General features: G+C 74.6%; 13 protein-coding genes and 1 pseudogene. 3 read left to right on the plus strand and 11 right to left on the minus strand.

Translation table 11 applies throughout. The annotated features are described in order from the left end of the window. Positions 1 to 457 precede the first annotated feature (457 nt). Both QA634_RS08975 and QA634_RS08980 read right to left on the minus strand, forming a co-directional pair. Positions 458 to 1,771 carry a sensor domain-containing diguanylate cyclase gene (locus tag QA634_RS08975; RefSeq protein ID WP_043701000.1) on the minus strand — a complete coding sequence of 438 codons (1,314 nt, stop codon included), beginning with the start codon at positions 1,769 to 1,771 and terminating at the stop codon, positions 458 to 460. Positions 1,772 to 2,326: 555 nt separating this feature from the next. After that, positions 2,327 to 2,695 (minus strand): annotated as a pseudogene (locus QA634_RS08980) (hypothetical protein); the annotation flags it as partial. Positions 2,696 to 2,797: 102 nt separating this feature from the next. Here QA634_RS08980 and QA634_RS08985 point away from each other — a divergent pair. Beyond that, a complete protein-coding gene (locus QA634_RS08985) occupies positions 2,798 to 2,959 on the plus strand; it encodes a CsbD family protein (protein ID WP_018261971.1) in 162 nt (53 codons plus the stop codon). Positions 2,960 to 3,126: 167 nt separating this feature from the next. Here QA634_RS08985 and QA634_RS08990 read toward each other — a convergent pair whose 3' ends face one another. Together QA634_RS08990 and QA634_RS08995 are read right to left on the minus strand one after the other, a co-directional pair. Further along, entirely contained in the window at positions 3,127 to 4,947 is a 1,821-nt protein-coding gene (locus QA634_RS08990) for a sensor histidine kinase (protein WP_012331676.1), read from the minus strand. A gap of 112 nt (positions 4,948 to 5,059) precedes the next feature. Further along, the gene (locus QA634_RS08995) at positions 5,060 to 5,305 is read right to left on the minus strand and encodes a heavy-metal-associated domain-containing protein (protein ID WP_012331677.1); all 246 of its coding nucleotides are present in this window, start codon (positions 5,303 to 5,305) and stop codon (positions 5,060 to 5,062) included. Positions 5,306 to 5,607: 302 nt separating this feature from the next. On the opposite strand from QA634_RS08995, the gene QA634_RS09000 reads away from it, so the two are divergent. Then, positions 5,608 to 7,092 carry an EAL domain-containing protein gene (locus QA634_RS09000; RefSeq protein ID WP_012331678.1) on the plus strand — a complete coding sequence of 495 codons (1,485 nt, stop codon included), beginning with the start codon at positions 5,608 to 5,610 and terminating at the stop codon, positions 7,090 to 7,092. A 7-nt stretch (positions 7,093 to 7,099) separates the two neighbouring features. Here QA634_RS09000 and QA634_RS09005 read toward each other — a convergent pair whose 3' ends face one another. Further along, complete coding sequence (locus tag QA634_RS09005; protein WP_012331679.1) at positions 7,100 to 8,059, minus strand: hypothetical protein; 960 nt, start codon at positions 8,057 to 8,059, stop codon at positions 7,100 to 7,102. Positions 8,060 to 8,142: 83 nt separating this feature from the next. Between QA634_RS09005 and QA634_RS09010 the strand changes: the two genes are divergently transcribed. Continuing rightward, positions 8,143 to 8,619, plus strand: coding sequence for an ABC transporter permease subunit (locus tag QA634_RS09010; RefSeq protein ID WP_050777473.1), 477 nt, complete (start codon positions 8,143 to 8,145; stop codon positions 8,617 to 8,619). Between the two features lie 404 nt (positions 8,620 to 9,023). On the opposite strand, the gene QA634_RS09015 is transcribed toward QA634_RS09010, so the two are convergent. From QA634_RS09015 to QA634_RS09040, 6 genes are all read right to left on the minus strand, one after another. Then, positions 9,024 to 9,749 carry a cytochrome b/b6 domain-containing protein gene (locus QA634_RS09015; protein ID WP_012331680.1) on the minus strand — a complete coding sequence of 242 codons (726 nt, stop codon included), beginning with the start codon at positions 9,747 to 9,749 and terminating at the stop codon, positions 9,024 to 9,026. Further along, the gene (locus tag QA634_RS09020; RefSeq protein WP_150108610.1) at positions 9,746 to 10,183 is read right to left on the minus strand and encodes a c-type cytochrome; all 438 of its coding nucleotides are present in this window, start codon (positions 10,181 to 10,183) and stop codon (positions 9,746 to 9,748) included. Before QA634_RS09020 ends, QA634_RS09015 begins: the two co-directional genes overlap by 4 nt. Before the next feature lie 399 nt (positions 10,184 to 10,582). Beyond that, positions 10,583 to 12,256, minus strand: coding sequence for a SpoIIE family protein phosphatase (locus QA634_RS09025; protein WP_012331682.1), 1,674 nt, complete (start codon positions 12,254 to 12,256; stop codon positions 10,583 to 10,585). A gap of 44 nt (positions 12,257 to 12,300) precedes the next feature. Further along, complete coding sequence (locus tag QA634_RS09030) at positions 12,301 to 13,119, minus strand: GGDEF domain-containing protein (RefSeq protein ID WP_012331683.1); 819 nt, start codon at positions 13,117 to 13,119, stop codon at positions 12,301 to 12,303. Next, positions 13,116 to 13,505, minus strand: a complete 390-nt coding sequence (locus QA634_RS09035) for a DUF1987 domain-containing protein (protein ID WP_012331684.1) — start codon at positions 13,503 to 13,505, stop codon at positions 13,116 to 13,118. Before QA634_RS09035 ends, QA634_RS09030 begins: the two co-directional genes overlap by 4 nt. 16 nt (positions 13,506 to 13,521) lie before the next feature. Continuing rightward, a complete protein-coding gene (locus QA634_RS09040; protein WP_012331685.1) occupies positions 13,522 to 14,076 on the minus strand; it encodes a SiaB family protein kinase in 555 nt (184 codons plus the stop codon). Positions 14,077 to 14,137 lie beyond the last annotated feature (61 nt).

Raw genomic sequence — 14,137 nt, forward strand, 5'->3', positions numbered from 1 at the left:
CTCCGCAGAGTGGTCGTTCAGGCAACGCCAGCGCGAGGACCACGCCGTATCTCCGGCCGCGCGGGCGGCCGGCCAACGCCGACGTGTCGCGCCAGGATCGCTTGCCTCCGGGCCGGGCGAGCACCCTCTCGCGAGGCGTGCATGATCTGCGCGTTTCGCGCGGCCGCCCGCGCGGTCATCCGGCCCGCCGCGTGGCGGGGCGGGGAGCGCGTCGCCTCGACACGCCCCTTCGCGCCCGGTCGGGCCGCCCGACCGCGCGGATTCGCGTGCCTCATCGAGAAGGGGCGATCCCACCCGGGAGCGGAACCCCGCGCCGGGCCGCGCTCACACGCGGTCCGGTTGATGGCTTCGCCATCTCCCATTTCGGCCATGCGGATGTCGGCGTCGCTCAGGCGCCGCGCCCAGGCGCCGCGCAGGCTTGGGATCAGGGATCCGCTTCGATCAAGCGGATCCCGGATCAGGCCCCGGCGCACGCGCGGGCGGAGTGCGGGGCGAGGCGCACGACGCCGCGCCCCGCCGCCTTGGCGGCGTAGAGCGCCTGGTCCGCCAGCCGGTAGAGGCCCTCCCCGTCGAGACTGTCGCGCGGGGCGAAGGCGACCCCGATGCTCACCCCCACGGTGAGCGGGGGAAAGCCCGCGAGGGCGAAGGGGGCGTGGAGCGCCTCGATCAGGCGGCGGGCCATGGCCTCGGCATTGACCGGCTGGTTCGTGCGGGTCTGGAGAATCACGAACTCGTCCCCGCCGATCCGCGCCGCCGTGTCCTCGGTCCGGATGATGCGCCGGATCCGCTCGGCCGCGGCGCACAGGAGCGCGTCGCCGGCCGCGTGGCCGAAGCGGTCGTTCACCTCCTTGAAATGGTCGAGGTCGAGGCAGAGCAGCGCGAAGGCGCCGCCGTAGCGCTGCACCAGGGCCAGTTCCTGCTGCAACCGGTCGCGCAGCAGCAGGCGGTTCGGCAGGCCCGTGAGCGCGTCGTGGAGCGCCAGATGCGCGATCCGGCTCTCCGCCTCCTTGCGCTCCGAGATGTCGCGCACCGCCGCCACGTAGCCGGTGGGCAGGCCCGTCCCGCCCTCGCGCATCACGCTGAACGTCGCCTCGACCCAGACGAAGCGGCCGTCCTTGCGCCGGTAGCGCTGCCGGCCCACGACCCGGTCGGCCTCGCCGCGGCTCACGCGGTCGAGCAGGGCGCGGTAGCCCGCCGCGTCGTCCGGGTGGACGCCGTCGATCGGGCGGGTGCCGACGAGTTCCTCGGGCGCGTAGCCGAGGAGGGGGAGCGAGGCCGGCGAGACGTAGCGCCGGGTCGTATCCGCGTCGGCGAGCACGATCATGTCGGAGGCGCTCTCGGCCAGGAGCCGGAAATGCGCCTCGCTGGTGCGCAGGACCGCCTCGGTGTGGCGCAGGCGCAGATGCGCGCCGACGATCGCCGCGAGATCCGCGAGGCGCGCGCGCTCCTCGGGCGAGACGCGGCGCGGGGTCGGGCCGAGCACGGCCAGCACCCCGAGGCGCAGGCCCGGAGCCAGGATCAGCGGAACTCCGGCGAAGAACCTCAGGGAGGTCCCGCGCGCCCGGCCCGCCTCGGAGACGCGCGGATCCTCCGCCGCATCCTCGACCACCAGCACCTCGTCGCCCAGGAGGACCTGCGCGCAGAGCGCGGCCGCCCGGGGCGCCTCCGCGACCGGGAGCCCGCACGCCGCCTCGATCCGGTGGCCCTCCGCCCCCGCGCGCGACACCAGGGCGGCCGGCAGGCCGAGCAGGGCCGCGGCCGTGCGGCACATCGCGTCGAGGTGGGACTCCGCCCCACTTCCGAACGGCCGCGGACCCCACGCCGGATCCGGGCGTCTCGTCACAGCAGCAGTCGAAACGGACATGCGGCCTGCCTGCAAGTCTGCCGATCGATCAGGATGAACCGACCCCGCTGTTGTAGAGCGGCTTCCGAAAAAATCCCTTAATCGGCTCCTGGACGGCCCGGATTCTTCCGGAAGTTCCAGATCTTAGGCCCAATTGGGGAGCCCCGTGGGTGTCCTGCGGCCGGCGAAGACCGAGACGGCGGAGATCACATCTCCGACATGGCTATGCCGGATTAGCTATGTCTGTCAAAGATTGTAAAAGTCTCGATGGTGTTTTCGGTGTGACTGCGCGGTCAGATTGTGATGACGTAAGGATAGAAGCATTGCCTGATATTTTGCGTCAAGGCGCTGTCCATGAAGGCGAAACTTGCCGGGATTGACGCCGCGTGACGGCCCCGAGCGGCCGGACAGGGGCAAGGGGTGGGATGCGCTCAGGGCCCGGGGCGCAGGATCAGCCGGTTCCGCGAGGCGCCGAGCACCGCCCGGTCCGCCTCGGCCGGCCGCCTCCTCCATGCCGATCCCCTCCTGCCTCGCGACCAGCGCCTCCGCCTCGACCACGAGGTGGCTCGCAGGGGTGCCGTCCCGCCGGATGCCGAGGTCGCCTGAGGAGCCGAACACCGCCTTGCCGACGAGCGCTGCCGGGCCTTCGCGGACGCGGCCCGCGAAGTCGCGCCCGGGGGTGCGGGGCGGAGGCGCGGGGCGGAGGCGCGGGGCGGAGGTGCGGGGCGGGGGTCCGGGGCGGGGGTCCGGGGCGGGGGTCCGGGGAAAGACCGCGGAGGGCATCGGGCCGAGCGCCGCCTTGGCGTCGGAGGGGTTCACGGCCGCGGCCTCGCCGGCGACCAGGGCCTCGTCCGCGCGGGCGCGGCCGATCTCCCGCCCATCCGGGATCCTCTCGGCGCTGCCGGGCCGGGCCGATCCGGGGCCGGCGCCGGGACCGCGGACCTGATCGAGGGCATGGCCGACGAGGCGGCCGGCCACGCCAAGCAGGGGATCGACGGCCTCACGGGCGACCGGAAGCTTCAGGCCGAGGGGAGGGCGCAGGAGCTGAAGGGCCGAGCGCTGAAGGGGCTCGGCGAAGCCAAGGACGCCGTCGAGGCGATCCGCGAGACGTTCTGACCGGGCAGGCCCCGGCCCGGCCGGGGCGGCCCCCGGCGCGGGGCGCTCGGCGACGACGAGGCGGCCCGCCGGCTCGGCTGCGAGCCCGGCACGGTCGAGAGCCGGCTCGGCCGGGGCCGGGCGCGCCTCGCCGCCCTGGTCGGCGGGGACGCGGCCTGAGCCGGGCCTCAGCTCGCGCGCAGCAGCGGCACGGCGCCGGGCTCGGCGAGGGGGGCGGTGCGGATCGGCACCGGGCCGCCGCTGCGCGGCCCGCCGCGGCAGTCGAGCGGCAGCACCACCACCACGCGGGTGCCGCGGGCGACCGAGCTCTCGAGCAGCAGTTCGCCGTCGTGCAGGCCGACGAGGCCCCGCACCACGGAGAGCCCGAGCCCCGTGCCCTCGTGCATCCGCGCATAGGCCGCCGAGTCGCCCGCCTGGAAGAACGGATCGCCCAGCCGCGGCAGGTCGGCCTCCGCGATGCCGACGCCGGTATCGGTGACGGACATCTCGATGCGGTCGTAGATCGCCCTCACCGCGACCGTGATCCGCCCGCCCCGCGGCGTGAACTTCACGGCGTTCGACAGCAGGTTGATCAGCATCTGGCGGCAGGCGCGCGGATCCGCCGTGAGTTCCGGCAGGTCGCGGGGGACGTCGCGCATCAGCTCGATGCCGCCCTGGTCGGCGCGCAGCTGCATCAGGTCGCAGCAGCCGTTGACCAGGGCGCGCAGGTCGAACGGTTCCGGCGCGAAGTCGAAGCTGCCGCTCTGGATCTTGGTGAGGTCGAGGAGCGCGTTCACGACCTCCAGGAGGTGCCGGCCGGAGCCGTGGATGATCGCCGCGTATTCGCGCTGCCGCTCCGGCGGCAGGGCGAGGTTGGCCTCGGCCGAGAGCATCTCGGAGAAGCCGATGATCGCGTTGAGCGGGGTGCGCAACTCGTGGCTGACCACCGCGAGGAAGCGGCTCTTGACCGCGTCGGCGCGCTCCGCCTCGGCGCGGGCCTGCTCCATCTCCTCCGCGTGGCGGCGCTGCTCGGACACGTCGCGGGTCACCGCCACCACGGCGCTGTGGTGGGGGGCGCCGGCCCGCGCGCCGGGCGGCACCCGGTGGGCGCGCATCTCGACCCAGATCACCCGGCCCGCCTCGCCCGAGGCTGCGAGGTCGGTGTGCAGGCGCACCTGCACGGTCACCGGCCCGTCGAGGCTGCCCGCGTCGCTGATCGCCTTCAGGAAGGCCGGCCGGTCCTGGACGTGGATCCGGCCGAGGAGGCCGCGGCCGAGGAGCGTCTGCGGCGCCGCCCCGGCCAGGCGCAGCGCCCCGCGGCTCGCCTGGACCACGCCGCCGCCGCGGTCGTGCCAGGTCACGAGGTCGTCGATGACGTCGAGGAGCAGGGCGTTGCGCGCCGAGGCCTGCTGGAGGCGGTCGTTCCAGCTGCCCTCGCGACGCCGGAATTCGAGCGCCAGGGAGAGCACGTGGCAGATCGCCGTGACGGCGAAGACCGGCATCGCCAGGGCCGCCGACCAGGCGAGCGGGGGTTCCGCGGGCGGGTCCAGGCAGGCGATCGCGACCGCCGCCGCCGCCGCGATCCCGGCCGCCGCGATGGCGGCCCGGTGGGTGCCGGCCATCAGCGCCTCGATCGGGATCAGCGCGAGCCAGAGCGTCGCGGCCGAGACCGGACCCCCGGTGAGCTGCGCGAGGCAGACGATGAAGCCCGCATGGGCCGCGGCCGAGAGGGCGTGCGCCGGGGTCAGCCGCCCCGTCCGGGCGAGCAGGAAGGCCGCCACCACCGGCAGCATGAGGCAGACGGCGACGCCCGCCTCCAGCAGCGACGGCACCCCCCGCCAGAGCAGGTAGGGGGGCAGCAGCGCCATGCTCACCGCGCCGGTCGCCAGGCGCGAGATCAGGAAACGCTCGTGGCGGCCCCGCTCGCCGGATTCCTCCGAGACGGAGTCGTGCACGAGGCCCGCGAGGCGGGCGTCGATCAGGGTCGCCAAGGCCTTGTTGATACGCACACCGCCACGCCAGCACCGGGGACCCACGAGGCCTCCAGCACCCCTCGACTCCAACGCCCCGACCCTCGCAGAGCCGGCTTAAACGATCGTTAGACGAGGCGGCGCGGCCGGCTCAGCCCGTCATGGCGCGGGCCTCGTAGCCGGCCCGGGCCAGCGCCTGCGCCACGTCGAGGGCCTGCGCGTCCGTGGTGACGCTCACCCGGCCCTGGCCGAGATCGACCGCGACCGCCGCCTCGGGGTCGAGCCGCCGCAGCGCCCGGGTGACGGCCTCGACGCAGCCGCCGCAGGTCATTCCCTCCACCTGCATCAGCAGTTCCACGCGCTCGCCCCCGCCGGGCTGCTGTCCCTGATGCGCCATGATCCGCACTCCTGAAATCCGCGCCCCCGCCGGGCGGGGCGGCCGCCGGGGCCGCCGGGCGGATGTCGGGCCGGCCGCGCCCCGGGGCAAGGGGCGCAGGGCAAGGGGCGCAGGGCAAGGGGCGCAGGGCAACGGGCGCAGGGCAAGGGGCGCGGCGCCAGGGGCGCGGGGCGTGCGGCGCCGCAAGAAGCCCGGGGACGTGACCGGGCGCCCGCTTGCGGGGGCCGCGAGGCTCGGCGACAAGTTCGGGATGTCCGGGCCCATGGGCCCGCCGGTCCGCGAGTTTCGGGAGGTGCTCCGCCATGGCCCTGACGACCGGCCGCCGTGCCGAAGGGCCGTCCGCGGGTCTCGTCTCCCTCTGCCTCGCGGCGCTGCTCGGCGGCGGCCTCTGCCTCACGGTGGCGTTCCTCTCCGCGCCCGCCCTCGGCGTGGTGGCGGGGCTCGCCCTGGTCTGGAGCATCGCCGCCAGCGTGGCGGCGGGTCTCGGCTGGCGGGCCGCCCGGCGCGCCGCCGCGCAGGCCGAGAAGCTCTCGGGCGAGGTCGATCTCCTGTCGCGGCGCCTGCTCGCCCTGGAGCAGCGCCCGGCCCCGGCGGCGGGGCCGGAGCCGCCGCGTCAGCAAAGCGGCGAGGCCGATCTCTCGGAACTGACCGCCGAGATCGGGCTCCTCGGCAGCATCGTGCGCGAGATCGCCGTGACGGTGGCGGCGCAGGACCAGGAGATCGCGCGGCTGAAGCAGCCGCCCCCGCCGCCGCCTCCCGCCTCCAAGAATCCCATTCCCGAGCGTCCCGCTCCCGAGGCTCCTCGCCCGCCCGCTTCCGAGCCGGGGATCCGCCCGCGGAGCGAGGCTCCGCCGCGGGGTCGGTCCCTGCCGGGGGAGCAGGCCGCGCCGCGCCCCTTCGTGCCGGAGCCCGCCCTGCCGCGCCCGGTCGCCTCCGGCGCCGAGGCGCGGCGGCGCGAGCAGGCGATCCTGGAGGCCCTGACCCAGGGCGGGCTCGAAGTGCATCTCCAGCCCATCGTCAGCCTCCCCCAGCGCAAGGTGGCCTTCTACGAGGCGCTCACCCGCCTCAGCCTCGGGGAGGCGCGGCTCACCCCGGCGGAGTTCATCCCGACGCTCGAACGCCACGGCCGCACCACGGAACTCGACCGGCTGATGCTCGCGCGCGTGACGGCGATCGGCCGCCAGCTGGCGGCGCGGGGCAGCACCGCCGCGGTGGCCTACGCGCTCTCGCCGAGTTCGCTGTTCGAGCCCGGCTTCCTGCGCGGGCTCGGCCGGCTGATCGAGGCGCATCCCGAACTCGCCGGGCGGATGATCCTGGCGCTGCCCCAGCGCAGCCTGCGCAGCCTCGACGGCGAGCAGAGCGCGGCGCTCGCCGCCCTGCGCGGGCGGATCCCCCTCGCCCTCGACCGGGCGGGGGATCTGCGCTTCGACGGTTCCGCCCTCGCGGCGCTCGGCATCGCCTACGCCAAGGTGCCGGCGGACCTGCTGCTCGGCCGGCGCGGCGGCACCCCGGAGGTCGCGCCGGAGGACCTCGCCGCGGCCCTGGCGCGCGCGGGCATCCGGCTGATCGCCGAGGCCGTGGAGCGCGACGCCGACGTGCCCGACCTGATCGACCTCGACCTGCCGCTGGCCCAGGGGGACGTCTTCGCCGCGCCCCGGATCGTGCGCCCCGAGGTGCTCCAGCCGCCGGAGGCGCCCCCCGAGCCGGAGCCGCCCGACCCCGCGCCGCCGGCCGAGGACCCGCCGGTGCGGCGCTCCTTCCGGGATTTCCTGCGCCGGGCGGTGTAGGGGCGCCTCAGCGTCCGGGCCAGTCCCGGTAGGCGAGGCGCCGGGCGGCGCGGCGCACCCGGTCGGCCGGGGTGAGGCCGAGCACCCGCGCCCGGTAGGCCGGGTCGCCGACGATCCGGGCCAGATTGTCCGAGAGGGTGCGGGCGAAGCCGGTCATGCTGAAATTCGCCTCCCAGAGCGCCCGGCAGCGCCGCTGGCGCGCCGGCACGTCGTCGTCGCGCCAGACCGCCCGGATGGCCTCGACCAGCTGTCGGCGGCTTGCGGCCACGACGAGCGTGTCCTCGAACCGGCCGGCGCGGACCTGCGGCAGCAGGCCGCCGGTGTCGAGCATCACCGGGATCCGGCCTCGCGACAGGACCTCGTACATGCGCACGGTCCAGTTGCCGATGCCGCGGTCGCAGACCACGAAGTCCGACTGCTCGATGTTGGCGGCGAATTCCGCGGCGGCCTGCTCGACCGGCAGGCCCTGGGCCCAGAACTTGTCCCGGATGATGTAGTTCGAGGTGAAGCCCGGGGTGCGGGCGAGATACGCGAGCGTGCGCCGCCGCGTGCCGCGGTTGCGCAGGGTGCCGCAGAAGCCGATCACCGGCGTCGCGCCCGGCGGCTTGGCGACGATCCCCTCCGGATGCGTGATCCAGACGTAGGGCAGGATGAATTCGTGCGGCAGCCGCCACGCCCGCGTCAGGCCGGTGCGGTAGACGATCGCGTCCCGGCCCGGCGCGTCGATGATGACGTCGTAGTCGGTCTGGGCGAAGACGACGAGGGGCTTGCCGCCCCCCTCGACGACGCCCTCGACCCGGCAATGGACATGCGTGCGGGCGTCGCGGACGAGGCTCGGGACCACCACGAGGTCGCTCTCCGCCTCGCTGCCCACCCGCTCCAGGGCGGCGTGCGACAGGAAGATGCGCAGGAACGGGTCGGGCTCGGCCGGGAGGAAGATCTTCGGGAGTCTGTCGCCTTCGTCCACGGTCGTCCGCCCGCCCGCCGCACCGGGGCTCGTCTAGAGCAGGATCCGATCGCGTTGCAATCGGGGGCTGCTCTAGGTTCTTGATGTTGCCGCATTTTCTGCGACGGACCGGTGGCCCCTCCTGCGGGCGGTGCGCGAGCGCATGGCCCTGCCTGGCGGCCGCCGGGCTCGTCGTCGGGGCGGCGAACCTCTTCCTGCCCTTCATGATCCTGCCGATCTATGCGGTGATCCGGCTGATCGACCCGCGCCTCTCGGAGGCGCCGGCGACGCTCGGGGCCGCGCCCCTGCGCCGCTTCCGCGCCGGGACGCTGCCCCTGACCCTGCCGGGGCTCGTCTCGGGCGCCGCCTTCATGGTCTCGCTCGCGGTGTCGATGTACGTGGTGCCGAGCCTCGCCATCGGCGACCGCTACCAGACGCTCGCGACGCTCACGGGCCGCGCCTTCCCGTTCATGCGCAACGAGGAACTGGCCTCGACCGCCGCCACGATCCTGCTCGTCCTCGCGGTTGCGATCGTGGTCGGTTCGACGCCGCCGGCGCGCCGCCTGGGGGGCAGCGCATGACGCTCACCGAACGGGCGGCCTGCGCCGCCATCTGCATCGCGGCGATCCTGGCCGCCCCGTTCCTGATCGCCCCGCTCGCCGTCACGGTCGCGGTCTCGTTCGGGTCGAGCCCGGTCTTCACCCGGCCGCCGCCCGCCTGGTCGACGCGCCGGTACGAGCGGATCCTCACCTCCCGCGACCTCTGGCCGGCGGCCCTCACCTCGCTCAGGGTCGCCCTCCTCTCGACCGGCCTCGCCCTCGTGGTCGGGACGCTCCGCGCCATCGCGGTGGTGCGCGGCCGCTTCCTGGGCCGCGAGGCGCTCGTCACCCAGCAACGACATGCGCTTCCAGCGCGGGGGCGGCTACGGCGCGACGCGATCGCGGCCCCTTGGCTGCGCGCCGCGACGGGCCGCCGCCCCCGCGCCTCAGCGCAGCACGCTCGCCCCCGCCGCCCGCAATCCCGCATAGACGAGGCCGGAAGCGGCGGCGAGGCAGAGGAGCGCCCGGGCATTCGGCGCCATCCGGCCCTCCGCGCCGTCGTGGAAATCCGCCTCCGGCTTGCGGCCGGTGACCATCGCCCGGACGACGCGGTCTTTCAGGACGAGTTCGTAGGTCAGGTTCGCCAGCACGTGCAGGGCGGCGAGGCCCAGGATGATCCAGAAGCCCCGCGCATGGTAGAAGGCCGCGCGGCCGTTGAGCCAGTCGGACCCGACCTTGACGAGCGGGCCCTCCGCGACGGCGTCGTCGCTGGTGAACAGGCCCGTCCCCGCCTGGGCGGCGGCCGCGAGCAGCAGCAGGACGATCATCACGCTGCCGAGCGGGTTGTGGCCCCGGTAATGCGGCCTCGCCCCGGCGAGGGCGGCCCGCAGATAGGCGCCGACGCGGCCCGGCGTGGGAAGGAAGTGGGCGAACCGCGCCGTCTCCGACCCGACCAGGCCCCAGATCAGCCGGAAGATCAGCAGGCACAGGATGGCGTAGCCGTTCAGCCGATGCAGGTAGAGCGTGGGATCGTGGCTGAAGCGCTGCGTCGCGTAGGCGCTGAGGATCAGCGCCACGAGACCCCAGTGGAACAGGCGCGTGGGCAGGTCCCAGACCTTGATCCCGGCGCGCCGGGACGCCTCCCGCGGACCGGACGACCTGATCTCCGTCATTTCTTGAGGCGGTATTCCTTGTGGCAGGCGCCGCACTGCGCGACGACCTTCGGCATCGTCGCCGCGAAGGAGGCCTGGTCGGTGATGCTGCCGAGGGCCGAAGTCGAATCCGCCGCCAGCTTCGTGAAGCGCGCCGCGACGTCGTCCTTGTGCGACCAGATCGCCGGCAGGGCCTCGGTGTCGCGGCCGCTCTTCGAATCCTCCGGGAACAGGTCGGGCAGCTTCCTCGCCCCCTCGGCGTAGGTCGCCAGGGCCGTCTTGACGGGGGCGATGTCGAACGGCGCCTCGCCCTTCAGGATCCCGGCCACCGGCTTCGTGACGTCGCCGAAGGATTTCAGGATCTTCTTGCGCGCGTCGATCGCATAGAGATTTTGGGCTTGGGCGAGACAAGAACCGAAAACGCTGAGCAGCAGGGCGACGAGGACGCGTTTCAAGACGGTCTCCTGGGTCATCGAAAAGCGCTTTACCCAAAGAAACGCGAACCGGATTTCCGTCGCGCCTCATTGTCGGCATCAGGCCCAACCGTCCCCACTCTGTCAAGCGGGTGCGCGAAGCCGACGGAGGATGGTGGAGATACGACGCAGAGAGATGTCCGGCCGCCCGCGCGCCCGATCCACCCGTGCCGCGCCGAGAACCCGAGCCGGAACGATCGGACGGAGCGCGCGCCGATCTGGCCGTGACGGCCGCGACATTCCGATTTGTCGGGCGCTTGCCCGCGATCGACGCTGCGGATCCGCGCGGTGCAAAGCGTCCATCGGGAATGTCGCGCCTCTCCTGGCGGCGGGCGGCAGGGCGCCGCAAGCGTGACCGCAGCAAGCGCGGGGCCCGCCCCCTCAGGCCGCATCCTGCGCGGGCCAGGGATCCGCGGCGGCCTGCGTCGCGCGGAAGGCGACGAGCGTCATGTCGTCCCGCCGCGCCTCGTCGCCGCGATAGGCGGCGAGATCGGCCTCGAGCCCGGTGAGCTGCTCGGGCAACGACCGCCTGGCGCGGGCCGCGAGCCGCGCCGCGACGCCGGCATGTCCGATGAGGCGCGGCCGGGCACCGGGAGAGGGCGCTCCCATCTGGTCGGTGATGCCGTCCGTCATCAGGTAGAAGCTCGTCCCCGGCGCGACGGCGATCACCTGATCCTCCGCGGGCGCGGTCCCGCGGCCCGCCGGCGGCTCCCGCCCGCCATCCGGATAGCCGAGGCCCCGGCGCGCGCCGCGCTCGCGGGTGACGACCCCGTCGCGGATGACCGTGAGCGACAGGCCGGCCCCGGCGAAGCGCAGGCGGCGCGCGGCGGGGTCGTAGACGCAGATCCCGCAATCGAGTCCGTCGTCGGATTCCGCCCCGCGCCCGTCCTGGCGCAGCTGCGCGCGCACGAGGGCGTCGAGCCCGGCGAGCAGGGCGGCGGGCGAGCGCAGGCCGCGCTCGTGCAGGAGCCGGTCCAGGGCCGTCGCCACGATCAGGGTCAGGAAGGCGCCCGGTACCCCGTGCCCGGTGCAATCCGCCACCACGATGACCGCGAGCCCGTCGATCTGCTCCAGCCAGAAATAGTCGCCGCCGACGAGGTGCAGCGGCTCCCACAGCACCGCCACGTCGAGCCCCGACCCGGCGAGCGCGGCGCGGTCCGGCAGGACCGAGGCCTGGATGCGGCGCGCGTAGGCGATGCTCTCGATCACCTGCCGGTTCGCCTGGGCGAGCTCCGCGTGGGCGCTCTCGAGCGCCTGCAGGAGCCGCTTGGCCTCGTCGCCGCTGCGCAGGCCCTCGACCATGCGGTTGAAGGCCGAGGTGATCGCGTCGATCTCGTTGCTCGGCCGGGCGGCGTCCCCGAGATCGACCGCGGTCCAGCGCTTGTGCTCGACCGCGCGCATCGCCCCGAGCAGGCGGGCGAGGGGCGCGAGCACGTGGCGGCGCACGGTGGCGTGGAGCGTCAGCACGAAGGCCAGCATCAGCACGAGGCTCGTGCCGAGGGCGAGCAGCGCCTGGCGCCAGGCATTGTCCCGCAGGGATTCCGCCGAGAGGGCGACCGTGAGGGTGCCGCCGGCCCGGCCGTCGCCGGGCGAAGCGACGTCCGCGCTCGCCTGGATCAGGTCGAAGGCGCGCCGCGGCGTCTCGCCCGCGCTCGCGATCAGGCGGCCCTCGGGGTCGCGCAGGGCGGCGGAGCGGAAGGCCGGATCGAGGGCGAGGGCCCGCAACGGGCCGGCGAGCGCCTCGGGGGCCCCGGCGAGGCCGGGCCGGGCGAGCGCCGCGGCGGTGATCCCGGCGAGCAGGGACGCCCGCTCGCCGTAGAGCCGCAGCTGGTCCAGGTACGAGACGAGGGCGATGCCGATCTGCGTCAGCAGCACCACCACGGCGATGACCGGGTAGATGCGCAGGAACAGGGTATGGGCGAGGCTGTCGAGGTTGCGGCCCCGCGCGGCGCCCCGCAGGGCGCCGGGCCGCATGATGTCCGCGACCCGGTCCCGGTCGGCCGCGGCCGCGGCGAGGCTCCCCGGCAGCGGCACCTCGCCCCGACGCAGCGGCATGGCTCCCCGCAGCGCACCGCGGCGGGGGAGCGGAACGGCCCCGCTCACGAGGCCGGCTCGCAGGCGACGCGGTTGCGCCCTGCCGCCTTGGCGGCGTAGAGCGCCGCGTCGGCGCGGTTGAGCCACTCCGCCAGCGCGTCGCCGGGGCGCAGGACCGCGAGGCCGAGGCTCGCCGTGATGGCGAGCGGCCCCTTCTCCGAGGCGACGCGCGTTCCGGCCACGGCCGCGCGCAGCCGCTCCGCGAAGGCGAGGCCGGCCTCCCGGTCCGTCTCCGCGAGCAGGATGGCGAATTCCTCGCCCCCCATGCGCCCGATCCCGTCGCGCTCCCGCAGCAGCCCCCGGCAGGTCTCCACGAAGGCCACGAGGGCCGCGTCCCCGGCCGCGTGGCCGAAGGCGTCGTTGATCGTCTTGAAGCGGTCGAGGTCGAGCATCAGCAGGCAGGCCGGCAGGCCGCCGCTTCGGCCGCGCTCGGCCTCGCGGGCCCCGACCGCCAGGAAGCGGCGGCGGGTCAGCGCCCCGGTCAGGTGGTCGGTGTCGGCGGCCCGCCGCAACTCGCCCTCGAGGCGGATGCGCTGCTCGATCTCCCCCGAGAGCGCCGCGTTGAGGGCCTGCATCTCGCGCTGCTGCTCCGCCAGCCGGGCATTGGCGCGCTGCAGGTCGCCCTGCATGCGGTCGCTCAGGCGCACGAGCCGGCGCTGCTCGCGGTAGCTGCGCCGGTAGGCCTGCGCGAGGTCGCGCACGCCGCCCGCCACTTCGGACAGGCGGTCGAGCATCAGGTCGGTGCGGGCGAGCACCGCCTCCTCGGTGCCGAACAGGCTGAAGGCGTCGGCGACCGGCGCCGGGGAGACCTTCCGCACGCTCACGCCCGCACCTCCCGCACCATCTCGAAGCGCGCGTGGGTGAAGTCCGCGGCGAAGTCCTCGCCCGCCTCCTCGATCGCGTCGTCGCCCTCGGCGAAGACCCAGCGCACGCAGACCGGCCGCCCCCCGGCCGCCGCGTCCTCGAGCGGCAGGAACAGGTTCATCAGGGCCTTGGCGCTCGACGAGTTGAAGTAGGCGAGCGCGATCTCCAGCGTCAGGGGCTCCGTCCCGCCCGCCGCCAGGTGCCCGCGCAGCGCCTGGAGCAGCGGCCCGAAGAAGGCCGCCGCGTCCTCCGGATAGGACTCGCCGCGGATCGCGAGCCGCCCCGCCGCGAAGTCGAACTCGACCTCGGGCGAACGGCTGGTCGGCGGGATCTGGATGCGGTCCATCGCGAATCCTCGGCTCTCAGATGCGGGCCTTGAGGCAGAACAGGCTGAGCTCGTCGCCGATGTCCTGGAAGCCGTACTCGACCGGCGCGCTGGCCCGGCGGGCGATCTCGATCAGGCCGATGCTGCCCCCGAGGCTGCCCTCGTCCGGCGGCTGGCGCAGCTTCTCGCGGTAGTGGCGCTTCAGGTCCTCCGCCGAGAGAGCGGCGATGTGGTCGAGCCGCCCGCGCAGGGCCGCGACGTCCGCCCGCCGGACCTCGTTGGCGCAGACCACGACGAAGCGGCCGTCCTCGGCGCCGACCGCGATCATCCCGGCGCTCGCCCGCGGGCCCGCCGGGACCTCGCCCGCGGCCACCTTCCGGGCGGAGTAGCGGATGATGTTCTGCGCCTGCTCGACGAAGATCGAGAACACCCGCTTGGCGATCGAGGCGTCGGTCTCCTGCTGCTGCATGCGCAGCCTCAGCACCTCGCCCAGCGACATCATCACGTTCTCCGAGAGGTCGCCGCCGAAGGACAGCAGGACGCCGTTGCGCTTCGAGGCCTCGTAGAAGGAGATGAAGTCGTGTCCGAGCACCCGCGCCTCCCCGCCGGCCAGCACGGGGCGATGGTCGATGTCGCGCGTGCCGCACCCTCAG

The sequence above is a fragment of the Methylobacterium sp. CB376 genome, from assembly GCF_029714205.1.
GTDB lineage: Bacteria > Pseudomonadota > Alphaproteobacteria > Rhizobiales > Beijerinckiaceae > Methylobacterium.